Source organism: Serratia sp. BNK-10, assembly GCF_047456065.1.
Classification (GTDB): Bacteria; Pseudomonadota; Gammaproteobacteria; order Enterobacterales; family Enterobacteriaceae; genus Serratia; species Serratia ureilytica.
In genome coordinates, this window is record NZ_CP179894.1 from 657,372 (window position 1) to 681,074 (window position 23,703).

Annotated in this window: 25 protein-coding genes and 1 tRNA gene; 19 read left to right on the forward strand and 7 right to left on the reverse strand. The window is 57.5% G+C overall.

The genetic code is table 11. The features are described 5' to 3' along the window. The first annotated feature begins 91 nt into the window (after window positions 1-91). The 10 genes from proB to ACMGG9_RS03180 all read left to right on the forward strand — a co-directional run bounded on the left by proB (window position 92) and on the right by ACMGG9_RS03180 (window position 8,855). Complete coding sequence (gene proB, locus ACMGG9_RS03135; protein WP_033651028.1) at window positions 92-1,195, forward strand: glutamate 5-kinase; 1,104 nt, start codon at window positions 92-94, stop codon at window positions 1,193-1,195. A 9-nt stretch (window positions 1,196-1,204) separates the two neighbouring features. Beyond that, a complete protein-coding gene (proA, locus tag ACMGG9_RS03140; RefSeq protein WP_033651029.1) occupies window positions 1,205-2,458 on the forward strand; it encodes a glutamate-5-semialdehyde dehydrogenase in 1,254 nt (417 codons plus the stop codon). A 190-nt stretch (window positions 2,459-2,648) separates the two neighbouring features. Beyond that, a tRNA-Thr gene (locus tag ACMGG9_RS03145) sits at window positions 2,649-2,724 on the forward strand. Between the two features lie 162 nt (window positions 2,725-2,886). Next, entirely contained in the window at window positions 2,887-4,062 is a 1,176-nt protein-coding gene (locus ACMGG9_RS03150; RefSeq protein ID WP_265526705.1) for a tyrosine-type recombinase/integrase, read from the forward strand. A 785-nt stretch (window positions 4,063-4,847) separates the two neighbouring features. Beyond that, a complete protein-coding gene (locus tag ACMGG9_RS03155) occupies window positions 4,848-5,111 on the forward strand; it encodes a helix-turn-helix transcriptional regulator (protein ID WP_414161899.1) in 264 nt (87 codons plus the stop codon). Beyond that, window positions 5,108-5,353 (forward strand): hypothetical protein, encoded by a 246-nt coding sequence (locus ACMGG9_RS03160; protein WP_414161900.1) that lies wholly within the window; start codon window positions 5,108-5,110, stop codon window positions 5,351-5,353. The genes ACMGG9_RS03155 and ACMGG9_RS03160 overlap by 4 nt, the downstream gene beginning before the upstream one ends. Before the next feature lie 122 nt (window positions 5,354-5,475). Continuing rightward, a complete protein-coding gene (locus ACMGG9_RS03165; protein ID WP_414161901.1) occupies window positions 5,476-5,904 on the forward strand; it encodes a host cell division inhibitor Icd-like protein in 429 nt (142 codons plus the stop codon). Continuing rightward, window positions 5,901-6,164 (forward strand): hypothetical protein, encoded by a 264-nt coding sequence (locus ACMGG9_RS03170; RefSeq protein WP_033639063.1) that lies wholly within the window; start codon window positions 5,901-5,903, stop codon window positions 6,162-6,164. Before ACMGG9_RS03165 ends, ACMGG9_RS03170 begins: the two co-directional genes overlap by 4 nt. Then, complete coding sequence (locus tag ACMGG9_RS03175; RefSeq protein ID WP_089187448.1) at window positions 6,161-6,496, forward strand: DUF5375 family protein; 336 nt, start codon at window positions 6,161-6,163, stop codon at window positions 6,494-6,496. Before ACMGG9_RS03170 ends, ACMGG9_RS03175 begins: the two co-directional genes overlap by 4 nt. Window positions 6,497-6,506: 10 nt before the next feature. Beyond that, window positions 6,507-8,855: a primase-helicase zinc-binding domain-containing protein gene (locus ACMGG9_RS03180; RefSeq protein WP_414161902.1), complete on the forward strand. Its 2,349-nt coding sequence runs from the start codon at window positions 6,507-6,509 to the stop codon at window positions 8,853-8,855. A 218-nt stretch (window positions 8,856-9,073) separates the two neighbouring features. On the opposite strand, the gene ACMGG9_RS03185 is transcribed toward ACMGG9_RS03180, so the two are convergent. The 7 genes from ACMGG9_RS03185 to ACMGG9_RS03215 all read right to left on the reverse strand — a co-directional run bounded on the left by ACMGG9_RS03185 (window position 9,074) and on the right by ACMGG9_RS03215 (window position 14,818). Beyond that, window positions 9,074-10,069 carry an SAVED domain-containing protein gene (locus ACMGG9_RS03185; RefSeq protein WP_414161903.1) on the reverse strand — a complete coding sequence of 332 codons (996 nt, stop codon included), beginning with the start codon at window positions 10,067-10,069 and terminating at the stop codon, window positions 9,074-9,076. Between the two features lie 111 nt (window positions 10,070-10,180). Continuing rightward, window positions 10,181-10,735 (reverse strand): 3'-5' exonuclease, encoded by a 555-nt coding sequence (locus ACMGG9_RS03190; RefSeq protein ID WP_033631434.1) that lies wholly within the window; start codon window positions 10,733-10,735, stop codon window positions 10,181-10,183. Continuing rightward, on the reverse strand, window positions 10,725-11,204 hold the full coding sequence (locus ACMGG9_RS03195) for a hypothetical protein (protein ID WP_414161904.1): 480 nt from the start codon (window positions 11,202-11,204) through the stop codon (window positions 10,725-10,727). Before ACMGG9_RS03195 ends, ACMGG9_RS03190 begins: the two co-directional genes overlap by 11 nt. Before the next feature lies 1 nt (window position 11,205). Beyond that, window positions 11,206-12,432: an SMODS domain-containing nucleotidyltransferase gene (locus ACMGG9_RS03200; protein ID WP_414161905.1), complete on the reverse strand. Its 1,227-nt coding sequence runs from the start codon at window positions 12,430-12,432 to the stop codon at window positions 11,206-11,208. A 132-nt stretch (window positions 12,433-12,564) separates the two neighbouring features. Then, entirely contained in the window at window positions 12,565-12,849 is a 285-nt protein-coding gene (locus ACMGG9_RS03205; protein ID WP_414161906.1) for a DUF3892 domain-containing protein, read from the reverse strand. Window positions 12,850-13,535: 686 nt separating this feature from the next. Further along, a complete protein-coding gene (locus ACMGG9_RS03210) occupies window positions 13,536-14,003 on the reverse strand; it encodes a hypothetical protein (protein ID WP_265526723.1) in 468 nt (155 codons plus the stop codon). After that, on the reverse strand, window positions 14,000-14,818 hold the full coding sequence (locus tag ACMGG9_RS03215; protein ID WP_414161907.1) for a winged helix-turn-helix domain-containing protein: 819 nt from the start codon (window positions 14,816-14,818) through the stop codon (window positions 14,000-14,002). The genes ACMGG9_RS03210 and ACMGG9_RS03215 overlap by 4 nt, the downstream gene beginning before the upstream one ends. Window positions 14,819-15,218: 400 nt before the next feature. Here ACMGG9_RS03215 and ACMGG9_RS03220 point away from each other — a divergent pair, with 400 nt between their 5' ends. The 9 genes from ACMGG9_RS03220 (at window position 15,219) to ACMGG9_RS03260 (ending at window position 22,936) form a co-directional block, all read left to right on the forward strand. Beyond that, window positions 15,219-15,743, forward strand: coding sequence for a fimbrial protein (locus ACMGG9_RS03220; RefSeq protein ID WP_265526725.1), 525 nt, complete (start codon window positions 15,219-15,221; stop codon window positions 15,741-15,743). Between the two features lie 84 nt (window positions 15,744-15,827). Continuing rightward, window positions 15,828-16,373, forward strand: a complete 546-nt coding sequence (locus ACMGG9_RS03225; RefSeq protein WP_265527265.1) for a fimbrial protein — start codon at window positions 15,828-15,830, stop codon at window positions 16,371-16,373. A gap of 54 nt (window positions 16,374-16,427) precedes the next feature. Beyond that, window positions 16,428-18,974 carry an outer membrane usher protein gene (locus ACMGG9_RS03230; RefSeq protein ID WP_414161908.1) on the forward strand — a complete coding sequence of 849 codons (2,547 nt, stop codon included), beginning with the start codon at window positions 16,428-16,430 and terminating at the stop codon, window positions 18,972-18,974. Between the two features lie 6 nt (window positions 18,975-18,980). Next, on the forward strand, window positions 18,981-19,730 hold the full coding sequence (locus tag ACMGG9_RS03235) for a fimbria/pilus periplasmic chaperone (RefSeq protein WP_414161909.1): 750 nt from the start codon (window positions 18,981-18,983) through the stop codon (window positions 19,728-19,730). Between the two features lie 29 nt (window positions 19,731-19,759). Further along, complete coding sequence (locus tag ACMGG9_RS03240; RefSeq protein WP_414161910.1) at window positions 19,760-20,413, forward strand: fimbrial protein; 654 nt, start codon at window positions 19,760-19,762, stop codon at window positions 20,411-20,413. A 10-nt stretch (window positions 20,414-20,423) separates the two neighbouring features. Then, window positions 20,424-20,936: a fimbrial protein gene (locus ACMGG9_RS03245; protein ID WP_414161911.1), complete on the forward strand. Its 513-nt coding sequence runs from the start codon at window positions 20,424-20,426 to the stop codon at window positions 20,934-20,936. A gap of 14 nt (window positions 20,937-20,950) precedes the next feature. Next, the gene (locus ACMGG9_RS03250) at window positions 20,951-21,427 is read left to right on the forward strand and encodes a fimbrial protein (RefSeq protein ID WP_414161912.1); all 477 of its coding nucleotides are present in this window, start codon (window positions 20,951-20,953) and stop codon (window positions 21,425-21,427) included. Window positions 21,428-21,441: 14 nt separating this feature from the next. Beyond that, complete coding sequence (locus tag ACMGG9_RS03255; protein ID WP_414161913.1) at window positions 21,442-21,966, forward strand: fimbrial protein; 525 nt, start codon at window positions 21,442-21,444, stop codon at window positions 21,964-21,966. After that, window positions 21,959-22,936: a reverse transcriptase domain-containing protein gene (locus ACMGG9_RS03260; protein WP_414161914.1), complete on the forward strand. Its 978-nt coding sequence runs from the start codon at window positions 21,959-21,961 to the stop codon at window positions 22,934-22,936. The genes ACMGG9_RS03255 and ACMGG9_RS03260 overlap by 8 nt, the downstream gene beginning before the upstream one ends. Window positions 22,937-23,703 lie beyond the last annotated feature (767 nt).

The following is a 23,703-nucleotide window of genomic DNA, read 5'->3' on the forward strand; positions in this document are numbered from 1 at the left end:
ATTTCGCGTTGTGCCTGTTGGCATAACGCGTCTCTCCTGTTACAAAGACCTTTGCACTCTTCTTCTCATCATTACACACGGCAGAAATACTATGAACGGCAGCCAGACATTGGTTGTGAAATTGGGCACCAGCGTGTTGACCGGCGGCTCGCTGCGTCTTAACCGCGCCCACATCGTCGAATTGGTGCGCCAGTGCGCGCAGCAACACGCCGCGGGCCACCGCATTGTCATCGTCACCTCCGGCGCCATCGCCGCCGGGCGCGAGCACCTGGGCTATCCCGAGCTGCCCGCCACCATCGCCTCCAAGCAGCTGCTGGCGGCGGTGGGGCAGAGCCGGCTGATCCAGCTGTGGGAACAGCTGTTCTCCATTTACGGCATCCACGTCGGGCAGATGCTGCTGACGCGCGCCGATCTGGAAGACCGCGAGCGCTTCCTCAACGCGCGCGACACCATGACGGCGCTGCTGGACAACCGCATCGTGCCGGTAATCAATGAGAACGACGCCGTCGCCACCGCCGAAATCAAGGTGGGCGACAACGATAACCTGTCGGCGCTGGCGGCCATTCTGGCCGGGGCCGACAAACTGCTGCTGCTGACCGATCAGCAGGGCCTCTACACCGCCGATCCGCGCAACAACCCGCAGGCCGAACTGATCCGTGAAGTGCACGGCATTGACGACGCGCTGCGCGCCATCGCCGGCGACAGCGTCTCCGGTCTGGGCACCGGCGGCATGGGCACCAAGCTGCAGGCGGCCGACGTGGCCTGCCGCGCCGGCATCGACGTAGTGATCGCCGCGGGCAGCAAGCCGGGCGTGGTGGCGGACGTGATCGAAGGCAAACCGGTGGGCACCCGTTTCCACGCGCTGGAAACCCCGCTGGAAAACCGCAAGCGCTGGATCTTCGGCGCGCCGCCGGCCGGTGAAATCACCGTCGACGACGGTGCGGTAGAAGCGATGATGGCGCGCGGCAGCTCGCTGCTGCCGAAAGGCATCCGCGAAGTGAAGGGCGACTTCTCGCGCGGCGAAGTAATCCGCATCCGCAACCAGGCGGGGCGCGATCTGGCGCACGGCGTCAGCCGCTACAACAGCGACGCGATGCGCATGATCGCCGGGCACCACTCGCAGGAAATCAGCGAAATCCTCGGTTATGAATACGGTCCGGTGGCAGTGCACCGCGACGATATGATTGTCAGTTAAGGAGTGAGCATGCTGGAGCAGATGGGGAAGGCCGCCAAGCAGGCCTCCTGGCAGCTGGCGGTGCTGAGCACGGCGAAGAAGAATCAGGTGCTGTCGGTGATGGCCGACAGGTTGGAAGCCAACAGTGAAGCGATCCTGCTGGCGAACGAACAAGACATGGTGCAGGCGCGCGCCACCGGCATGAGCGAAGCGCTGCTCGATCGCCTGTTGCTGACCCCGGCGCGGCTGGCGGCGATCGCCAACGACGTGCGCCAGGTATGCCGCCTGAACGATCCGGTCGGCCACGTGCTGGACGGCAACCTGCTGGACAGCGGGCTGAAGCTGGAGCGCCGCCGGGTGCCGCTCGGCGTGATCGGCGTGATTTACGAGGCGCGGCCGAACGTCACCATCGACGTCGCCAGCCTGTGCCTGAAAACCGGCAACGCGGTGATCCTGCGCGGCGGTAAAGAGACGCACAACACCAACCAGGCGACGGTGAAAGTGATCCAGCAGGCGCTGGAACAGTGCGGCCTGCCGGCGGCGGCGGTGCAGGCGATCGACAGCCCGGATCGCGCGCTGGTGAACGAACTGCTGCGCCTGGATCGCTATGTCGACATGCTGATCCCGCGCGGCGGCGCCGGCCTGCACAAGCTGTGCCGCGAGCAATCGACCATCCCGGTGATCACCGGCGGCATCGGCGTGTGCCACACCTACGTGGATGCCGACGTTGATTTCGACAAGGCGCTGACGGTGATTGAAAACGCCAAGATCCAGCGCCCGAGCGCCTGTAACTCGTTGGAGACGCTGCTGGTGAACCGCAGCATTGCCACCGAGTTCCTGCCGGCGCTGAGCGCCAAAATGGCGGTGGCGGGCGTGACGCTGCACGCGGCGGAAAACGCGCTGCCGCTGCTGCAGGGCGGCCCGGCGACGGTGGTGCCGGTGAACGCGGAGGATTACGACGACGAATGGTTGTCTCTGGATCTGAACGTGTTGCTGGTGGACGATATCGATCAGGCCATCGACCACATCCGCACCCACGGCACCAACCACTCCGACGCGATCCTCACCCGTTCGCTGAGCAGCGCCGAGCACTTCGTGCGCGCGGTGGACTCCTCGGCGGTGTACGTCAACGCCAGCACCCGCTTCACCGACGGCGGCCAGTTCGGCTTGGGCGCGGAAGTGGCGGTGAGCACCCAGAAACTGCACGCCCGCGGCCCGATGGGCCTGGACGCGCTGACCACCTACAAATGGATCGGCTACGGCGACGATCTGGTGCGCAGCTAAGGCCGCATTGCGGTCATAAAGAGGCCAGGGCGCAGCATGCTGCGCCCTGATTGTATTTGGAAAAGGGAGACTGCACGACAGTCTGGTTGCTTGCAAAACAACCAAACGCCCCGGCGGCTATTGACTCATTTCGCGCGCAGGTCTACCTTGTTCAACGCACTTCCGGCTTGCCCCGCAGGCCCGGCTCGATGCCGATATAGCTCAGTTGGTAGAGCAGCGCATTCGTAATGCGAAGGTCGTAGGTTCGACTCCTATTATCGGCACCATCCTCTCTTCCTGTATCGTCCGTAATCATCCAAAAATACATTAAATAACAATGCATTGATTGGGTTTCATGTCCGTGACTGTCCGGCGTCGTCCTGTGGAATCCAATATCAGGTGTGTGTAGAATTGCGTGTACTTCTGTTCGGTCTTGAATTTCTATACACATGCGACTTAATAACTTACAAATCCGGAATGCTAAACCCACCCCTAAACCTTACACGTTGAGTGATGGGTTGGGCTTATCCCTTTTGGTTGAACCCAATGGTAGCAAGAGCTGGCGCTTTCGTTATCGCTTTGCCGGTAAACCCAAGATGATTTCATTCGGCGTCTATCCTGCCGTTTCGTTGGCCGATGCTCGGTCAAAGCGCGATGAATCCAGAAAGTTAGTTGCTGAGGGGCAGAACCCCAGCACAGTTCGTAAAGAGAAAAAGCTGGCGCAGCTATACGGGAATGCAAACACCTTTGAAGCGATCGCGAAGGAGTGGCATCAGTCCAAATTGTCGACGTGGTCAGCAGGGTATGCGGCCGATATCATGGACGCATTCAACATTGATATTTTCCCCTATCTGGGACAGCATCCCATTTCGGCGATAAAGCCGCTTGAGCTACTTACAGTGCTTCGCAAAATTGAGGCGCGTGGGGCGCTTGAGAAAATGCGTAAGGTCAGACAGCGCTGCGGTGAGGTCTTCCGATATGCCACGGCAACCGGGCGGGCGGAGTTCAACCCAGCCGCCGATCTCTCCAGCGTTTTGATTAGCCCAAAATCTACTCATTATCCTTTTTTATCCGTTGACGAAATCCCCGATTTTCTTGCGGCGCTGGAGATGCACTCCGGCAGTCGGTTGGTACAGCTGGCGACGAAGTTACTGATGTTGACCGGAGTCAGGGGGATTGAGCTGCGCATGGCGCAATGGCATGAGTTTGATCTGGATAACGCGCTTTGGGAAATTCCGCAGGAGCGCATGAAAATGCGCCGGGATCATCTCGTGCCGTTATCGACGCAGGCGGTGGCCATCCTGAATGAACTGAGAACCTATACGGGCAACTATCGCTATGTTTTCCCGGGCCGTAATGACGTCAACAAGCCGATGAGCGAAGCGAGTATCAACCAGCTCCTTAAGCGTATCGGCTATCACGGTCGACTCACCGGCCACGGCTTCAGGCACATGATGTCCACGATTTTGCATGAGCAGGACTTCAATACCGCCTGGATAGAGATGCAGCTCGCCCACGTGGACAAGAACGCCATTCGCGGCACTTACAACCACGCGCAGTACCTTGAGAAACGCCGTGAGATGCTGCAATGGTACGCCGATTTTATCGCGGGCCTTGCTCGCTAGAAAATGCCGCCAATAAATTGTTAAAACCCCCTGGCGCGCAATGCTACCCCCGCCACGCCTGCGCGCTTTATGTGTCGCTTTTCATGCAAGTGCATGAGAGGCCGCAGGCCGCGCTGCTACTGGCGTGGCAGGGGATAAAAAATGCATTTTCTTGCATGCGAAATCATGCACTCTATGCATGCGCGCGTTATTTGACACCTGCTAGCCAGGAAAAAGGCTGTTTTCGGGGGAAGGATAGGGGGCATGCGATGGACGCGGGCGTGATCATCCCATCATCGCGAGGCCTGTGATGGAGTCTTACGCCGCCTTTCTTCCCGCCTGCGTTTTTGTTATGCGGCCGCCTCAGATATTGATTGCAAAATCACCTTTGCAGTTTTAGTTCTTCTTTAAACTCTTCACTACTGTTCACTTAGATAAAAAAGTAGTTAAATCAATAAATAAACTGTGATGAGTTATTTCTTCACTCATCACCCGGTGTTCACTGCTGTTCACTCGGCTAAGAAGGGTCTTTTCTCTGGCTAGCCTGGGGTTGCACCTGTGAGCCTGTTTCTGCCTATTAATAAACGGCTATTCATGGCTCGTTTATTCCTTTGGGTTTGCCAGGGTTTGCCAATAAAGGTCAATATTAACCTATATGTCCATTTGGTTGAAAAACAGGCATAAAAGCTGTCCCACCACACAACAACACCTTGTTGCCACCCCGATAAATATTCACATAATAGGGCGCTACCGAAGTTCACACAGTCCCGGCCAGCGTTGGCCGGACACCAAGAGGTAGCGTTTTTATGTTGACCGTTTCCACCCCCGCCCCATCCACTCTGTCGCCGGTGCTTCCTGGTGGTTACACCCCGCGCGAGCGCTTTATCCGCCTGCCGGAAGTGCTCTACACCACCGGCCTGTCCCGCTCCACCGTGTACGAGATGATGAGCCGCAAGCAGTTCCCGGCTCAGGTCTCCCTCGGCGGTAAAAACGTCGCCTGGCTGGCCTCCGAGGTCGAGCAGTGGATGGACGAACGCATCGCCAACCGTCACCAGGAGGCAGTTGCATGATGCAGTTAACCTTTGGTCGCCAGCACTTTACCCTGAGCGACAACGACGCACTGTTTATCGCGGAAGCCATCCTGTTGCAGCGTAAAGAGCCTGGCGTCGTTTTGCCGGAGCACCGCAGCGAAAAACACGGCGTTATTCGTCTGTCGAGTCGCCAGGCTGAGCCGCGCCTGTTTCGCGCCGGGCCGGTGCCGCTGACCTGCGCGGCTGCCGATACCCGCAACGACCCGCTTACCGACTGTTGATCACTATGCGATCGATTGAACGTCCGGGGGCGTCTTACGGCTTGCCCCCACGTCCGGCCCTGCGCTATAGTCCTCCCGCTGCCGCAAAATCGGCAGTCGGGCGTGGAAACCCGTGTAACTCAATGGCGACACAACACGCGCCTGGCGTGTTTTTTTATGTCGCAGCCTTTGCTTGCTCATTTTTTGCGCGGTGGATGTTATGCTATCGCAGCAGTCAATCAATGGTGGCTCAGGCGGGGCTGACTTCGGTCAGGCCGGTATCCATTGAGGCCGGTATTTCCACCCCCGTCTGGGCTACCACCCATAAGCGTGGAAACTTCGGTGGTAGCAATAACCATGACTCAATGGAGGCTGCCACCATGGCGACGACCCTCACCCCGACTCACCCTACATTCTGCTTTTTGTTTGCGGCCGTGCGCCGTTCCGCGCTGACGGCTTCACCGCGTATGGTGCGCACCGTGGCAGATACCGAACGCAACGCCCGCCGCGTGCTGGCCCGTGATTATGTGTTGTCCTTTGCCGGTCGTCTGCCGGTTAAGGTGGTGGCATGAACACCCTGGCCGACCGCTATTACCGCGACACCCATTACCCTATCCCGCACGCCGATTTTCTGCGTCTCCAGCATGCGCACGCCACCGGCGTGCTGTTCCTCGACCTGCTGGACACCCTTGACCTCAGCGGGCAGCGCCCCGATGCCACGCAACAGGCGTCGTTTGCCTCGGTCATTGCCCTGCTGACCGACCAGCTCGGCCACGTCGTCAACACCTGTGAATCCCAAATTCTTGCCCGCATGGAGGCCACCGCCGCATGAACACCTCATCCTGTTTACCGATTGAAGTCCGTACCGCCGTTTTCCGTCGCGCCGTGGCGCAAGCCTATCTGGATACCTGCGCCTTTTACCGGGTGAGCCTGGGTTACACGCTGGACGAGCTGCAGATGACGATTGCCCTGCGTCTGGAAGGGCACTTTGTGCGTCAGTATGGCGCAGAAGACGGCATGGACATGGCGTGCACCATGCTGAGCGACATGGTGCAGCCGGACGTTCTGGTGGCCGCGCCGCGCCTGACCGCGCTGGGGCAAAAGATGATGGACGAGCTGTGCTGCGAGCGCCTGTCGGCGGCACAGCACGCGACCGTACACTGAGGAGAAGACCATGAGCGCCCAGTTCGTTTCCCAGACCGTACGTACCGCCACCGGCCACTGGCCGGTGATACTCCCGGCGCTCGGCATCGCCTTGCAGCCCAACGGCAAGCCGCAGCCGTGCCCGACCTGCGGCGGCAAAGACCGCTTCCGTTTCGACAACCAGGAGGGGCGCGGCACTTGGTTCTGCAATCAGTGCGGGGCCGGTGACGGCCTCAACCTGGTGGAAAAGGCCCTGTCGCTGTCAGCAAAGGCCGCCGCCGAACAGGTGGCCGCCGTGATGGGGAATAACGCCAGCGCCTTGCCTCCGGCCGCTGAGACCGGCCATGCCTCACAGAAGACCGGCGGGCAAGACAAGGCCGAGGCTCAGCGCAAGGCCGCGCGACAGGCACAGGCTCTGGTAGCTGCTGCTCAACGTCAGACCGGCAACGCCTATCTGAGCGCCAAAGGCTGGCCAGAGGTGGACACCCTGACCTTGCAGGGCCAGTCGCTGCGCGTTGGCGGTATCACCTTCCAGCCCGGTGACCTGTTGTTGCCGCTGCACAATGCCGGGGTAGAAGTGGTTAACGTGCAGCTGATTAACGCCAATGGTGACAAGCGCATGCTGGCAGGCGGGCAGGTAAAAGCCGCCTGCCACACCCTCTGCGGCCCGGACAACGCGGTTATCTGGCTCACTGAAGGCTACGCCACCGGCCTCACCGTGCACCGCCTGACCGGTGAAACGGTATGCGTGGCGCTCAGCGCCAACAACCTGGCGATGGTGGCGGAGCAGCTGCGCAGCCACTACCCGGATGCGCGGCTGCTGCTGGCGGCTGATAATGACCGCAGCGGCACCGGGCAGACCCGCGCCGCCGAGGCGGCAGCACTCACCGGCGGCACTCCGGCACTGCCGCCCACAGAGGGCGACTGGAACGACGTCTACTGTAATCAGGGAATTGAGGCCACGCGCGCGCAGCTCCGGGCGTTCAGCCAGCCGCTGCAACCCAGCCCGTTCGACACGCTGAGCGATGCCGATTTAAAAGCCATGAGTGCCAGCGAGAAAGCTGAGCTGCTGGCCGAGCACTACGGCAACACCCTGGCGGTGCCGCCGGTGGGGGAAGAGCTGTGCCGCTACACGCGTGGCGCCTGGCAGGTGCTGCCGCACCGGCAGCTGAGCCGGGAGATTGCCGCGCTGTTCCAGAAGGTGCGCGCACCGTTCTCTGCCGCCGGTATCAACAGCATTTTGGACACCCTCAAGCTGATGGTGCCGCAGATGGGCGACCCGGCCCGCCGGTTGATTGGTTTTCGTAACGGGGTATTCGATACCGTCAGCGGCCAGTTCGGCGCCCACCGGCAAGAACACTGGCTGCGCACCGTCAACAGCGTGGACTACACCCCGCCGCGCGCCGGGGAGAACCTGGCCGACCATGCGCCGCACTTCTGGCAGTGGCTGACGCGGGCTGCCGGGGGCAATCACGACAAGCAGGAGCGCATTCTCGCGGCACTCTTTATGGTGCTGGCCAACCGCTACGACTGGCAGCTGTTCCTCGAAGTGACCGGCCCCGGCGGCAGTGGCAAGAGCGTAATGGCGGCCATCGCCCGGCTGTTGGCAGGAAGTGATAACACCACCTCCGCCACCATCGATAACCTGGAGTCGGCGCGCGAGCGTGCCAGCGTGGTCGGTTACTCGCTGATACTCCTGCCCGACCAGGAAAAGTGGAGCGGTGACGGTGCGGGCATCAAGGCCATCACCGGCGGCGATGCGGTCGCCATCGACCCCAAATACCGCGACGCCTACGCGGCGCACATCCCGGCGGTGATACTGGCGGTGAACAACAACCCGATGCAGTTCAGCGACCGCAGTGGCGGCGTCTCCCGGCGGCGGGTAATTATTACCTTCCCGGACGCAATACCGCTGGCCGAGCGCGACCCGCAGCTGCTGGACAAAATCACCCAGGAGCTGGCGGTGATTGTGCGTCACCTGATGCAGCGCTTTGCCAACCCGAACGAGGCCCGCACCCTGCTCCAGGCGCAGCAAAGCTCGGACGAGGCGCTGACCATCAAACGCCAGGCCGACCCGCTGGTTGATTTTTGTGGCTACCTGACGGTGCTCGGCACCGCAGAAGGGATGATGATAGGCAATGCCAACATCACACCGGCCAATCCGCGTCGCTACCTGTATCACGCCTACCTGTCGTTTATGGCGGCACGGGGCTATCAGCACGTGATGAACCTGACGGCCTTTGGCCTGGCGGTACCGCAGACGCTGAGAGAGTATGAGAAAACCCTGCTCAAGCGTAAAACCCGGCTGGGGATGCAAACCAATGTGGTATTGAGCGAAGAGTGCGAAGCGGACTGGCTGCCGAAATGCGGGGCGGTGTGACGATGAGCAGGACGATCGGCCGGGCCGATCAATCGCCCCTTATTGATCTGCCGAACCCATTGGACGCTCAATCATCGCACCGCCTATAGTGACAGTGAAAATACGCAGCAACACCAGGGCATTACCCCGACCGTTCTACGGCCGACCTAATAATGACAAGCGCTCCCAAACCGGCTCAGGCCGGTTTTTTATATCCTTGTTTCGCCCCAGTCCGACAGTCAGTCGGATGAGGGAACGGTGGGAGGCTTAACCACCGCGCCTCGCCGTTGCCCCTGTGTCGGCATCACCACCCCCCAGGGGTAGGCCGGCTGCTGTTCTTTCTCGTATTGATAAACAATGAGCTGCGCCAGATTGCGATTGTCATAACGGCGGCCGAAATTGAGCGCAATGCTGCTGGGAGCGGCCAAAATCACGTGGATGCGTTCGGCGCCGCACGCCGTCAGCATTTTGACCTGTTCGATAAATTGCAGCGCCAGCCGGGTTTGTTTGGACAGCGACCAGTGATTACCGAGCGTTGTGGCGTTCAGCGAGAGATGCGACAGCGGGTAGGCGGGGAAGGTTTGACGTATGGCCATAATGTCGGCCTGGTAGGACACCGAGACCGCCAGCACCACATCTTTGGCCGCTGAGGTGACGAGGCTTTCCATCAGGGTAAAATCGTCGCCGTCGTCGTCGGCCTTGTTGTCAATCAACCGCCAGGCCTCTTGCGCTCTGTCCCAGTCATAGACGCAGACCGGGCCATTGTCATCGAGGATGGCGCCAATGTAGAAGGTGAACGGAACCGGCAATTGCCCGCCATATACCAGCGTCAGGTCCTGATGGTCGATACCGTCAATCCGGGTGGCGATATTGCTGGCCAGCGTGCTGATATTGTCGTCAAAGGCCTCTTCCGGGTGACTGATTGCGCCATCCCGCATCCGCTGCGTCATATCGAGGGTTAATGCGTCTATCTTTCCGTTGAAATGACGCGAGACCGTTTTGTGCAGCGGCGTTGTCGCGACTTTCCGCAGCGCTCTCCCTTCGATGACCACCCCCTTTTTGCGCACCGTGATTTTAGCCTCCCGGTAGGCGTCGACCAGCAGCCAGACAAATCCCCCCAGAATGATAAACGCCGCCACAAACGTGACGGCAGAGTCCGAGATGGCATTCCCCTCGGACACGGTCAGCGAGAAGCGAGCATCGCCTTTCTCCAGCGTTAACGCCTGCCCCAGCAAGTTGTTCCCCCCAGGAGCCCGGCACCCAGCAGCATGATGAGGTATTGGATTTTCCGCTGGCGCGTTTTCCAGTCGACCAGCTTTATCAGAATGTATTTTACCGTTTCCATGTCAGTGCTTTTCCCTCATGTATGCGTTGATTTTCACAAACATCTCAGCCTGATACAGCGCGTCATCCAGCGCGTTGTGGCTGCCGTGGTTTTTGAGATTAAATCGGGCGTCGATACGGCTGGAGCGGGTGTCCTGCCAGTCGCAGCCGGTGGCGCCCATGTACAGAGCCTTGATATCGAGGGCGGCAAAGCCAAACGGGTTATGGCCGAGATAAACGTGAAAGTAGTAATTGATGAATGACCAGTCGAACGCCGCATTGAAACCGACAAAAATCGGTTTGCTCCTGGCGTTGGTGACGGAAGTTACCCAGTGGGCAAATTGTTGCATGGCCTCTTTTGGGTCGATGCCGCGCGCTATTTGGGTCTGCAGATTGAAACCGGTGACGACCAGCGCCTCAGGCTCGTAATGCAGATTCAGCGGCTGCACTTCAATGTAAAAGCGTTCCGCCGGGCGGTCGATGACGCAGGCGCCAATAGAGAGCAGGCTGCACACGCCGGGGATGGGCCCGGCGGTTTCAATATCGACCGAGATAAAGCCTTCATGTTCAACGCTCATTTTTAACCTCGCAGGTGCGTGGGTGCTTACCGCCGCCTTCCCAGTGGCCGGTGTGCAGCCACTGTTCAAAATAAAACAACCAGAGCGACGCCCAGGGAATGAGGGTGTCGCTGATTTTTAACTGGGCGCGCCATTCGCTGAGCCCGTCGTCGGCCTGTGAAAGGGGCAAAAACAGGCACAGCCTGGCGCCGGGAATATGCTTGTCGGCGGGATACAGGTGCGGGATGGCCCGTGTGCCAGCCAGCGTGAAGAGATCCGGTTCTGTCACCACGCAAATCGGTGGGGTGCCGAGGCTGTACCGGATCACGACCTTGTAGCGGCGGCTAAACAGCGAGGGTTGCAACCACCCTTCCCACAGCAGGGTGCGGTCGTGATGGATAATGCGCAACCGTTCATACGGACCACCGGCTTTCAACGCGCGATATTGCTGAGCGATGGTCAGCGGTTTGCAGTGATGCCTGATAACCACGTTATTCACCGTAGAAGGTGTTTTTAGGCACGCCGGCCTGGGCTGCCGTACCGGCGAGGCCGGTGGCAATCAGCCCGCCGGTTTTCTTATCCAAATGCAGGCTGCCTTGTTCTCTGGCTGACTGCATATGCTCCATCAGACGTTGCCTGACGACATCGACCGGGTCTTTGCCGAAGCTGTCTTCGAGGCTCAGGAACAGGTTATCTTCCCCCACGCTGGCGGCGATGGTGTTAAACGTCGCTTGGGCCGTGGCATGCCACTGGTAAAAGGCTTCGCTGCGCTGAGGGCCTTCATCCTGCTCTGAACGGTTCCACTTCTCGGCGAAGTTTTCCTCCGGCATGTGCGGGTTGCTGACCTGTATTTCTCCCTGTGCCGACACGATGAAATCCGGCATCAGTTCCAGCACGTCTAACAGGATATCCAGGTCGTTGTCGTAGGCGCGCCTGTCAGCAATGATGTGGTTGTAGGCATGGCACGCCAGCGTGGTGATGATGACCGAAATTGGGCGGCAGCGCTGCTGGACCTCATCCTGTTCTGCGGCCCATTCGTCACGGTGGCGTTTGAGAATTTGCACGATGCGATTAAGCAATTTCTTGTCGGTGCTGTCCGGCAACGGGAGTAACGCCTCGGTGCCGACGCGGCTGGCGGAATCCATGACCAGAATGGAGCGCAGGGGCTGCGCGCTGGCGCTGCTCTCGAACCACTCGGCGTAGCCGCTGGGGTTGGACTCCTTCCAGGCGGTTTGTGCATCCACGACCCATAGCGGCTGGCCTAAACGTTCTGCTGCACTGGTGTGATCGCGGCCTGGCGTGATATCCAGATGGTAATCCCCGGCGTAATTGATGCGAAACCCGCGCGGTAACTCGCTTAATAGCGTTTTGTAGGTTTTATGCGATTCCAGCCGCTGGCGAATGGCCGATATCACGCCGGTATAATCCGCCTGGGTGGCATGGGGCAGATAACAAATCAGGTCAATATCGTACTGCTCTTCGTTTTTGGGTTTTACGGTAGTGTTGAGCCGCACGCTGCCCTGCGGGTAAATAACGGCGTCTTGCAATAGCGGGTCGTTGCCTTCAGACAGAAAGGTGCCGACGCCGTTATAGGCGCTTTCGATGTTGGCGTATTGGGTTTTGGTGAGATCCAGCGTTTCAATAATTTGCGATAATAAATCGGCGATACGCTGTTTTTTCCCTGAAGGCAGGTTTCTGGCGGTCGCGGAACCGTACATAGTATTTCCTTATGCTATGGGGCCGCTGTACTGCGGGCGTGAGAACGCCACAGCGGCCAATAATAAAAAGGGGTGAAGCGATGGGCCGCAAGCGGCCCCACAAACCGTATCAATCATGAAACTCGGGGGGCATCAGGGGCATTCCGGCAGGCTCAGCAGGTTATTGGGTTGTTCGCCGTCATTTTGCGTCTTGAGGTATTTATTCCCCGCCGCGCTGGTTGAGACAATCACCCAGACGGAATGGCCATTGGCAGTGACCCAAAAACGCCAGGTGCCTGCCTCGATACCGGCAATGGCGTCTGCCTGGGGCAGTGACCAGCGTGTGCCATCGGCATTGACGCCGCCGATAGCCTGAATGCGCTCATGCACATTTTGACGGTCGGATTTTTTGATACAGGTGACCTGATAGTCTGACATAACAACTCCTTGGTTAGGGGAAACGCTACGCGTGAGCGTAATTAGAAGGTATAAACAATGGAACTGAGATGTTTTGTATATATCCTATGCGGAAACCGTGTTTGCAAATATGTAGCTTGTTAATGACGATGCGTTAAATAACTGGTTTTATTTGCTGGTGCTCGCCATAAGTGTTCTTATTACCTGTGGCATTAATCATGTTTTTTGCTTTAGCTAAAGTCAATATGAAGAAAGTGTTTTTTTAAATCATGGTTGTTTGATTTTTATAATTTTAATAAATAATATAATTAAGTTATTTATTGCTGGAGGTGGTCGGGCGGTGTTTGTGGTGTTTTTTAATGCTATAATTATCAATGTGTTATGTTTTTTTGTGGGGTTGTTTTTTATAACTGCTTCTACGTGTGGGCAGGGTACTGTTACTTATTTTCCGATATGAGTAGCTTTTATCAGAAATGAGTACATTAGATACGGATAGGAAGCTAACTTTCACTTGGCATTTTGTCACCGGTTTTTCACAGAACAAGATGCAGGGGGGATTCAAGTAACAACCACGTGACGACTTCAGGCGGCGGATATCTATATAAAGATATGGCTACTCAGCAAAGTGAGTACGATAAAGATGAATTGCCGCGATGTGCCGGTTACCAAGGTAGATAACCGGCAATAATTTCGCTATCTGAGATAAATTAGCGCTCTGCGGCGCAGATAAGATATCCGCTGTTCAGGGATTTAATCAAGATCAGATTATTTCTCAAGTGCCATATTTCGATCTGAAAATCGATACCAGGCATTTCCGGCAAGATGTCTGCCAGCCAGATATCCTCTGGAGTCGTATCGCTGGGGTGTTTAATCACTTTAGTAATGTTTGCCTGTTTGACAGGGTTGATCTCTTGCGGAACCAGAGAGAAATGGCTGGTGCGGAAAAGCAGGTAGCTACTTTTGCTGGTTTTTACTTTACCCGTTAACGAAAAAAAACCTTCCTTCTCATTTTTTAAAAATAAGGTTAGGCGGCCATCGAACTGAACGGGGCCCCTGTCATTTTCTATCATTATTTTGTAATGTGATGTGCATTTGAACGGTTCTTCCGCAAGCGTGTTGAATGAAAAAAAAAGCAAGAAGAGTGGAGTTAAGAGCCCTGGCAGCAGTTTTTTCATATTGAAGTATTTCTCTGGTTTTTGATATTGAAGCAGGTGTCGTACCGGTTGTTATCCGCTTTGCTGCAAACGGAGATTAAATCTGTTCGCACGTTTTTTTTACTAATACGATCCTCTAGGTAAAAAACATCGCTCGGTATGTTTTTACAATCCACTCCTTCTCTTTTTAGTGCGAAGTTTATTTTTTCTGCTGGATCTACAAGCAGTGGTGTTTTGTTCAGTACATAAATGTCGCAGCGATCAATGCTGATAATTTTATGATAATCATAGTTTTTGTGATGCGTATTATTTAAAACTATAGCGCTAAGAAGCCCAAGAAATAGCGCGGAGCTGGCTAAAACAATAAAATTCCGATTGCGCTTCGAAGGCGCCTCATTTTTTGAAGTCGGTGGTTTTGTCAGCACTGCTTCTTCAATTTCGTCAGGGCTGGTTAGCACCTCATTTTCTTCATCGTTCTGGTTTTGTTCTGGCGCGGCGGTGCCTGCATCGGAAAGATCGACCTCAGCTTCAAATCTGAAGCCCAGTTTAGGGATGGTGATGATCAGCTCATGATGACAACCTAACGACGCAAATGCTTTACGCAACTCACTGATGTAATTATTTAATCCTGCATTGGAAGCTGTAAAGCCATAGGTAAGCCATACATTGTCCAATAATGTCTCCCGGGTAACACTGATCCCATTATTTTGTATTAATGCCAGTAGTAAACGTGTGGCAGGTTTGGTTAGTCTAGCCACGATCTGCGTATTTTCATACAGGCACAATGTCAGTTCGTTTGAATCGAAAACAACAGTTTTTTTGATTATATATTTCATTTTTATAAGTTTTATATTTGATTTCAGGTGAGTGTGTCTATCGTTATCCTATCTGCCGGATTGGAATTTTCAAGAAAAATCTTATCTTTTCTGATGCTCACGATATCGATTGGAAATTTATGTTTATTATCATGAATTAAAAATCTTCAGCATGTTGTTTTTTCAATAAATATCAGAATTTAAAAATAATAAACAAATTATTTTTGGTTGTTTATGTTGTATAAGTCAATTTATTTAGTTTATTTTGCTGTTGAGGTTTGTTGGTGGGTATCATTCTCACATCGCCGAAACAGGGGGAGCTTAGCTCTCTGTGCTGGCGAGAGTGAAAGTATAAAAAGAGTAGGGCGTTATCGCAGGGCTCTTTCCTTAATTAATTACTTGTATATATGGAATTAACACAATGAAACTGAACAAAATCATGCTGGCAGCGCTAATGACTCTGGGCACTATTTCTATGGCTAACGCAGCTAACCAGGGTGGCGGTTCTGTTACCTTTAAAGGTTCTATCGTTGATGCACCGTGCTCAATCGAGCCAGGTACTCTGGATCAGACCGTGAAGCTGGGTGACATTACTTCTGCTCAGTTGAAAAACGGCGGCAAGTCTACCCCACAGGATATTCTGATCAAACTGGTTGGTTGCGATGTGCAAACGGCTAAAAGCGTAACCACCACTTTCAGCGGCACAGAGTCTGAAGCGGCGCCTGGCCTGCTGGCAATGAAAGGCAGCGCGCGCGGTGCCAGCATCGCAATCAACGATGTTGACGGTAAACTGCTGCCGCTGACCAAAACCAGCAAGGCGCAAAAAATTGAAGACGGTCAGGCGACCCTGCGCTTCAGCGCTCACCTGCAGGGCGACGGCGCATCTGCTGCCATTACCCCGGGTGAATTCAACTCTGTTGCTGACTTTACCCTGGCGTACCAATAAGCCCACGGCGATTAATTCGCACAGTTAATTGCATGCGGGGCAACCCGCATGCTGCTGATTAACGCGTTATGTGGGGGAGTAGGTATGTATTCACAGTGTGGCAAATGGATATTGCACAGTGCGGTGTTTATCAATCTGTTGCTGTGTTCTTCTTTGGCGCAATCCGCCAATCAGGGGCGTGGCGAAGTGACCGTAAACGGCCGGATTATCGCCTCGGCCTGCGCCATTGATACCGAAAGCCTCGATCAAACCATTACGATGGCAACAGTGCCCGTCAGCCAAATTATTCGCGACGGTCACGGTGAATTGCACGAGTTTACCATTAAGTTGGTGAACTGTGCGTTGGAGAAATTTAACCCTGCGCTGGATGACTGGCGATATTTTGCCGTGACCTTTGATGGTAAAGCGGATGCCGATCTTTTTGGCATTGACGGTAACGCGAAAGGTATTGCCTTACAAATAACCGATAGGCAGGGGAATGTCGCTGCGCCTGGTGTTCCTATGAGTAAAAATGAGATTCAACCCGGGACGTTGGAGTTTAATTACGGGTTGAGGTTGATTGGCAATAACCAGGTAATGAAAGCCGGGAGCTATTACTCCACGGTGCGCTTTAAAATGGATTACTACTAAACCTGTCTGAATGCCAAAGCTGTGAATTAAATAATTTTTGATAAGGGTCTGCGGATGTCAATTGTTCCGTCATATGGTTGTGCAGGGAAATTACGACCGAGAATATTGGGGCGGCTGATTGCCTTTGTTTTGGCGGGAAATGCGGCTTGCTCCGTGGCTGCTGATATTGAATTCAATACCGACGTACTGGATGTGACGGATCGCGCCAATATTGACCTGGAACAGTTTTCTCGCGGCAATTTTATCATGCCCGGTGATTATTTGTTTACCGTGCATATCAATAAACAAAACCTGCCGGACCAGCCGGTGATGTATTACCCGCCGGATGACGACGCCAAAGGCAGTGAAGCCTGCATTACGCCGCAGCTGGTTGAACAGCTGGGGCTGAAAGAGAGTGCCCTGCAAAAAATCACCTGGTGGCACCAGAACCAGTGCATGAACCCTGAGAGCCTGGAAGGGATGGAGGTGCGGGGTGATTTGGGGGCGGCGGCCTTATACCTGAGCATTCCGCAGGCGTACCTGGAGTACACCGCCGAGAACTGGGACCCGCCGTCGCGCTGGGACGAGGGGATTCCCGGCCTGCTGTTCGACTACAACCTGAACGGGCAGGCCCAGCGCCAGCAAAAGCAGAACACGCAGAGTTATAACCTCAGCGGCAACGGCACGCTGGGTGGCAACCTGGGGGCCTGGCGGCTGCGGGCCGACTGGCAATCGCGGCTGGACCGCCAGAGTGGCGTCGTAAAATCGACCCGCTCCAGTTGGGACTGGAGCCGTTACTACGCCTATCGCGCACTGCCGAAACTGGGCGCCCGGCTGACGATGGGAGAGGACTATTTAAACTCCGACATCTTTGACAGCTTCCGCTTTGCCGGCGCCAGCCTGGTGACTGACGACAACATGCTGCCGCCCAACCTGCGCGGCTATGCGCCGGAGGTGACCGGCGTGGCGCGTACCAATGCCAAGGTGGTTATCCGCCAGCAGGGGCGCGTGCTGTACGAGACCCAGGTGGCGGCGGGGCCGTTCCGTATTCAGGACATCAACGACGCGGTCAGCGGCCAGCTGGACGTGCGGGTGGAAGAGCAGGACGGCAGCGTGCAGGAGTTCAAGATGGACACCGCCAGCATCCCGTACCTGACCCGTCCCGGGTCGGTGCGTTACAAGCTGGCGGCCGGCCGGCCGGCGGACTGGGAGCACCACAGCAACGGGCCGATGTTTGGCACCGGCGAGTTCTCCTGGGGCGTGAGTAACGGCTGGTCGCTGTACGGCGGCGGCGTGGCGGGCGGCGATTACAACGCGCTGGCGCTGGGGGTGGGGCGCGACCTGATGATGTTCGGCGCGCTCTCCTTCGATGTCACCCAGTCGCGCGCCACCCTGCCGGAAGAAGGCACGCTGCGCGGCGGCTCGTACCGACTGAGCTACTCCAAGCGCTTCGACGACTACGACAGCCAGGTGACCTTCGCCGGCTACCGCTTCTCGGAGCGCAATTACATGTCGATGAGCGAGTACCTCGATGCTCGTACGTACGGCACGCGCCATAACAGCAGCAAGGAGATGTACACCATCACCTTTAACCAGCAGTTCCGGGACCTGGGGTTGAGTGCCTATCTCAACTACAACCACCAGACCTACTGGGACCGGCCGGCGAACGACCGTTACAACCTGACGCTGTCGCGTTATTTCGACCTGGGGCGTTTCAGGAACATCAGCCTGTCGCTGACCGGTTACCGCAACAAGTACAACGGCACCAACGACGACGGCATGTACCTGTCACTGTCGCTGCCGTGGGGCCGCAGCGGCTCGCTGAGCTACAGCGGCAGCCACAACCGCAACGATACCACCCAGCAGGTGGGGTACTACGACCGGCTGAATGAGCGCGATACCTACCAGGTGAGCGCCGGCAGCGCGCGCAGCGGCGCCACCGCCAGCGGCTACTACAGCCACAGCGGCGATATCAGCCAGATGAACGCCAGCGCCAGCTACCAGGCCGGCCAGTACAGTTCGTTCGGGTTGTCGCTGCAGGGCGGTGCGACCGCCACCCTGAAAGGGGCGGCCCTGCACCGCAGCAGCATCAGTGGCGGCACCCGCATGCTGCTGGATACCGACGGCGTGCCGGGCATTCCTGTGCGCGGCTACAGCACGCCGACCCTGAGCAACGCTTTTGGCAAGGCGGTGGTGGTGGATGTGGGCAGCTATTACCGCAACCAGTTCAGCATCGACCTGAACACGCTGCCGGAGAACGCCGAAGTCAGCCAGAGCGTCGCGCAGGCCACCCTGACCGAAGGCGCCATCGGCTACCGCCACTTTGATGTGATAGCCGGCGAGAAGGCGATGGCGGTAGTGCGGCTCGCAGACGGCAGCGCGCCGCCGTTTGGCGCCACGGTGCGCAACGGCAAGGGACAAGAGGTGGGCATCGTCAACGATAACGGCGAAGTGTACCTGAGCGGCATTAATGCCGGTGAAGCGATGAGCGTGAGCTGGGGCGGCGCCGAGCAGTGCGGCCTTACCCTGCCGCAGACGCTCTCGCTGAGCGAATTAACCAACCTGTTACTGCCTTGCGGCCCGATGGCCGACGGCAAGGCGTTAACCACTTTTGAAGAGTAGAGATCAATGAAAACCAACCATCTAGTGACATTAATTGCCGGCGGCCTGGCGGGGCTGCTGGGCACCCAACAGGCGACGGCCGCCATCTCACTGGACCGCACCCGGGTAATCTTCAGCGGCGGCGACAAGTCGGTGAGCATGAGCATCAGCAACGAGAACAAGCAACTGCCTTACCTGGCGCAGGGCTGGATTGAAGATGCTGACGGCAAAAAAATCAGCAGCCCGCTGACGGTGCTGCCGCCGGTGCAGCGGCTGGAGCCGGGCGCCAAAAGCCAGGTGAAGGTGCAGGGGCTGCCGGCGACCAATACGCTGGCGCAGGACCGGGAAACCCTGTTCTATTTCAACCTGCGTGAAATTCCGCCGAAGAGCAACAAGCCCAATACGCTGCAACTGGCGCTGCAAACGCGCATCAAGCTGTTCTACCGGCCGACGGCGATTGCGGTGACCAACCCGGAATCCGCCGCGCCGTGGCAGGAAAAGCTGACGCTGACCAAACAGGGCGATGGCTATCAGGTGAACAACCCGACGCCGTACTACGTGACGCTGGTTGACGCCAGCAGTAAAAAGGGCGGCGCCAGCGCGCCGGGCTTCGAGCCGCTGATGGTACCGCCGAAGGGCAGTGCGCCGCTGAAGGTGTCCGCCTCTGCGCTGGGGAGTGCGCCGGTGCTGACCTATGTCAACGACTACGGCGGCCGTCCGCAATTGACGTTTAGCTGTAACGCTGCGAGCTGCCAGGCGGTGGCAGGCAGCAAATAAGGTTCACGGAACTCACAGGTGGGGAAGCGATGCGAACAAGAACCCGGCGATGGAACGGTGGTTATCACCGTCATGAATGGTTGTATGCCTTGGTGGTGACGCTGGCGGCGCTGATGGTGCCGCTGTGCCTGACGGTGATGCTGTGGCTGCTGCCGTCTACGCAGGCGGCGGACAACTGGCAGGTGGACGGTGCTCACGGCGTGCTGCATGTGCGCGGTGAGCTGACCGAAAGCGCCTGCCGGCTGGAGATGGCCTCTGCGTACCAGGCTGTCTCACTGGGGAATACCGCCACGGCGCAGCTGGCACAGGCCGGTGACCGTGGCGTGCCGGTGAACGTGCAGTTGCACCTGCGCGACTGCCTGCGCACCGCGTCGAACAACCGCGATGTGCGTTCGGGTAATCTGGTGTGGAACCCGCAGCAGCCGGCGGTGTCGGTCAGTTTTATCGCCCCGGCGGATGCTGACAACCCGGCACTGGTGAAGGTGCGCGGCGCCGCCGGTCTGGCGCTGCGCATCACCGACGCGCACGGTCAAGACGTCCGCCTTGGCAGCCGAGGTGCGCCGCTGGCGCTGGCGGTAGGGCAACAGGCGCTGAACTATACCGTGACGCCGGAGCGTACCCGTGCACCGCTGGTGCCCGGCGCCTATGCGGCGGTGGTGGATTTTCAGCTCAGCTATGACTAAGGGAATGGGCATGAAGGCAAGGTTTAGACAGTGTTATCCCGGCTGCGGACTGGCGGTGTTGGTGTTGGTGTTGGTGTTGGTGTTCGCTCCGCAGGTACAGGCGTTCACCGGTACCATCCACGTAACGGTGACCATCATCGCGCCCCCATCGTGCGTGATTAACAACAACAACCTGATTGAAGTGAATTTTGGCAACGATGTCATGACCACCCGCATCGACGGCAGCTACAAGAAGCAGCCGGTGGTGTACTCGGTAGAGTGTAAAAATGCGCCGAACAACGCGATGAAACTGCAAATCCAGGGCACCGGCGCCGGCTTTGACGGCGAGGTGCTGCAAACCAACAAGGACGGCCTGGGGGTGGCGCTGCTGCGCAATGGCAGCCGGCTGCCCATCAACAGTTGGATTAACTTTACCTACCCGACGAAGCCGACGCTGGAAGCGGTGCCGGTGAAACAGGCCGGGGCGACCCTGCGCGGCGGCGAGTTTTCTGCCGGGGCGACCATGAAGGTGGAATACCAGTGAAAGGAGGGGCGGCAATGGCGCGCTATGGCTGCATTTTACTGCTGATGGCCCTCGGCGGCCCGGCGACGGCGGCGGACAACATGCGGTTCTCCGGCGTCCTTATCGAACCGCCGCCGTGCACCATCAACGACGGCGGTGAGGTGGATGTTGACTTCGGCAACCGTGTGGGAGTTAGCAAGGTGGACGGCGTTAACTACCAGCAACCGGTGAACTACCGGATAAGCTGCACCCCAGGAGCCGGAACCTGGAACATGACGCTGGCAGTGGTCGGTACGGCGGCGGATTACGATACGGCGGCCGTGGCGAGTAACATGGATGACCTGGCGGTGCGCCTGCTGCAAAACGGCAAGCGGTTCATCCTCAATCAGCCGATACCCATCAACCCGAACGCGAAACCGGTGCTTGAGGCGGTGCCGGTGAAGCGGCTGGGGGCCACGCTGAAGGAAGGGGCGTTTGAGGCGACGGCGACGCTGCTGGCGGTGTACCAATGAGGCGGAGAACGGGCATGGTGAACAGGATGGTCTGCTGCGCCTCGGCGTTGCTGCTGTGCAGTATGCCGGCCGGCGCGGCGGAGAATATGCGGCTGCATGGGGCGCTGGTCGCGGAGCCCTGCGTGATACCGCCGGGGGACGAGACGGTGGTGCTGGATTTTGACACGGTGATTGACAAGTACCTGTACCTGAACATCCGCACCCCCGGGCAGACATTTGAGCTGCGCCTGGCGCAGTGCGACCTGAGCCTGGGCAAGACGGTGAGAGTGACGTTCAGCGGCGCGGAAAGCGCGGGGCTACCGGGGCTGCTGGCGCTGAGCGGGGCCAGCCAGGCGAGTGGCATCGCCATCGGGATGGAAACCCCGCAGGGCGAGCCGTTGCCGGTGAACCAGCAAGGCAAGGCGCAGACGCTGGTGAGCGGCGCCAACACCCTGACGGCGCGGGCCTATGTACAGGGCGAGCCGGAGGCGCTGAAGCACAAAACCATCGAGCGCGGGCCGTTCAGTGCGGTGGCGACCTTTAGCCTGGAGTATGAATAACAGCACTGAGGCATGGCAGGCCGCGTATCGCTGGCTGTGCCAACGCCGCCGCCATGCGCCGCCCAATGCCGACATTTGGCATCTGCGCTTTCACTGGGCGCAGCAAGAGAAGCAACTCTGGCAGCAACTGCAAAACGGGCATTACCGCCTGGCGCCGATGCAGGTATTGCGGCGTGGTGCTCGCAGTTGGGTGCAGTGGTGTGCGCAGGATGCGCTGATATTGAAATGGGCCGCGCTGCTGGCGGAACCGCTGTTGCCAAAACCGGCTCGTTGCCTGCATTTGCGCGGGCATGGCGGTAGCGCGGCGTCGGTGGCGGAAGTGCGGGAAGCTCTAGCCGGTGGAGAATACACCTTTGTCTACCGAACGGATATTCGCGGCTATTACCGGCACATCCGTAAACAGCAAGTGATTAATCAACTGAAATGGCATGTGACAGACCCGGTGCTGTTTGAGGTGATGCATCAGTACGTGCATTACAGCGTCGAAGACGGCGGTGAGTTTTATACCCCGCCAAACGGCATCTGCCGGGGCTGCGCGCTGAGTCCGCTGGTTGGCGGCAGCTTATTGCACCATGTGGACAGTTTTTTTAACGCTCAGGAGGGCGTGTGGTATGCGCGCTATATGGATGACTTTTTGTTGTTTACCCGCACCCGCTGGCAACTGCGGCGCAGCGTTAAGCGGCTGCATGAATTTTTTGACCTGGGCGGGTTTGAAACTCACCCGGATAAGACCCAACTGGGCAGGATTGAGCATGGCTTTGACTGGCTGGGGGTATGGTTTACCCCCACGGGGGCCGCCATAGCGCCCAGAGCGCAGGAAAACCACCGTGCACGACGCGCGCGGCTTTACGAGCAGGCTCGCCGACAGGGGCTGTCACCGACAGAGACTGAATTGCGGGTGCGAACGTACGAAGCACGGTGGATGTTATGGGTACGAAGGATGTTGGGGAATAATTTCGATTGTCTATGACATGCGAATTTATTAATCAACTCCAGTACCCACTGTTTTGTGGGCGATTCTGCCTGACATTTCTACTTCTCAAGGGGGGGGCATGCTTCGAAACTTAAAACTACGATCTCTCATATCCATACCCGTACTGGCGTGTGCTTTCTGGATCCAAACCGTGGTGGCTGGTGCAACGCACGGCGCAGACTGGTTGCAAGGAGAGATACAATACATCCTGTCGTGCACGGACTCTCCGTATGATTGCTCCCGGGGTGTTATGTACCAGGCTAATATACAGGCTTCCATGTACAATGCACCTGTTGAAATAGTACGTCCGCTTGGGGGGCCACGCGCGTACTCGGTTACATGCCGTAGTGGGAACCAGTGGGCTGGGTTCAACGGGTGTGATTGGACAGCGCGCGCGCCGACGCACCCGAATTGTAGGTTCAAGCGATACGGGACCGATATGGTCGATGCATACGACTGGGATCTCGGGCCGGAGTGCAACTCTGGGTGGTCCACTACCTTTGGGCCTCATTCAGGCGCTGGGCCCGGCTTCGAATGTCTGGTGGTAGGCATCTTGCAAGGTCAGGGCTTACATACACCGTGGGGGGTGCTGTCAGCTCAACAAATGGCGAACAGCAACAGCCATTTCTGTATGCGGCCCAAGAGTTGGCCGATGGACAAATGCACCATGAAGCCGCTCCAGGATTTCACGTTCACCCTTGGCACAACGGGCGCTGACCGCGCTGGTTACACTGTGGGGGTTGATTGCAAAAGCAGTTTTATAG

Bases quoted from the DNA above. Each gene is read 5' to 3' on its own strand.
- proB (WP_033651028.1), top strand. From the start codon at position 92: ATGAACGGCAGCCAGACATTGGTTGTGAAATTGGGCACCAGCGTGTTG.
- proA (WP_033651029.1), top strand. From the start codon at position 1,205: ATGCTGGAGCAGATGGGGAAGGCCGCCAAGCAGGCCTCCTGGCAGCTG.
- ACMGG9_RS03150 (WP_265526705.1), top strand. From the start codon at position 2,887: ATGCGACTTAATAACTTACAAATCCGGAATGCTAAACCCACCCCTAAA.
- ACMGG9_RS03155 (WP_414161899.1), top strand. From the start codon at position 4,848: ATGTTGACCGTTTCCACCCCCGCCCCATCCACTCTGTCGCCGGTGCTT.
- ACMGG9_RS03160 (WP_414161900.1), top strand. From the start codon at position 5,108: ATGATGCAGTTAACCTTTGGTCGCCAGCACTTTACCCTGAGCGACAAC.
- ACMGG9_RS03165 (WP_414161901.1), top strand. From the start codon at position 5,476: ATGGCGACACAACACGCGCCTGGCGTGTTTTTTTATGTCGCAGCCTTT.
- ACMGG9_RS03170 (WP_033639063.1), top strand. From the start codon at position 5,901: ATGAACACCCTGGCCGACCGCTATTACCGCGACACCCATTACCCTATC.
- ACMGG9_RS03175 (WP_089187448.1), top strand. From the start codon at position 6,161: ATGAACACCTCATCCTGTTTACCGATTGAAGTCCGTACCGCCGTTTTC.
- ACMGG9_RS03180 (WP_414161902.1), top strand. From the start codon at position 6,507: ATGAGCGCCCAGTTCGTTTCCCAGACCGTACGTACCGCCACCGGCCAC.
- ACMGG9_RS03190 (WP_033631434.1), bottom strand. From the start codon at position 10,735: ATGAGCGTTGAACATGAAGGCTTTATCTCGGTCGATATTGAAACCGCC.
- ACMGG9_RS03200 (WP_414161905.1), bottom strand. From the start codon at position 12,432: ATGTACGGTTCCGCGACCGCCAGAAACCTGCCTTCAGGGAAAAAACAG.
- ACMGG9_RS03205 (WP_414161906.1), bottom strand. From the start codon at position 12,849: ATGTCAGACTATCAGGTCACCTGTATCAAAAAATCCGACCGTCAAAAT.
- ACMGG9_RS03210 (WP_265526723.1), bottom strand. From the start codon at position 14,003: ATGAAAAAACTGCTGCCAGGGCTCTTAACTCCACTCTTCTTGCTTTTT.
- ACMGG9_RS03215 (WP_414161907.1), bottom strand. From the start codon at position 14,818: ATGAAATATATAATCAAAAAAACTGTTGTTTTCGATTCAAACGAACTG.
- ACMGG9_RS03220 (WP_265526725.1), top strand. From the start codon at position 15,219: ATGAAACTGAACAAAATCATGCTGGCAGCGCTAATGACTCTGGGCACT.
- ACMGG9_RS03225 (WP_265527265.1), top strand. From the start codon at position 15,828: ATGTATTCACAGTGTGGCAAATGGATATTGCACAGTGCGGTGTTTATC.
- ACMGG9_RS03230 (WP_414161908.1), top strand. From the start codon at position 16,428: ATGTCAATTGTTCCGTCATATGGTTGTGCAGGGAAATTACGACCGAGA.
- ACMGG9_RS03235 (WP_414161909.1), top strand. From the start codon at position 18,981: ATGAAAACCAACCATCTAGTGACATTAATTGCCGGCGGCCTGGCGGGG.
- ACMGG9_RS03240 (WP_414161910.1), top strand. From the start codon at position 19,760: ATGCGAACAAGAACCCGGCGATGGAACGGTGGTTATCACCGTCATGAA.
- ACMGG9_RS03245 (WP_414161911.1), top strand. From the start codon at position 20,424: ATGAAGGCAAGGTTTAGACAGTGTTATCCCGGCTGCGGACTGGCGGTG.
- ACMGG9_RS03250 (WP_414161912.1), top strand. From the start codon at position 20,951: ATGGCGCGCTATGGCTGCATTTTACTGCTGATGGCCCTCGGCGGCCCG.
- ACMGG9_RS03255 (WP_414161913.1), top strand. From the start codon at position 21,442: ATGGTGAACAGGATGGTCTGCTGCGCCTCGGCGTTGCTGCTGTGCAGT.
- ACMGG9_RS03260 (WP_414161914.1), top strand. From the start codon at position 21,959: ATGAATAACAGCACTGAGGCATGGCAGGCCGCGTATCGCTGGCTGTGC.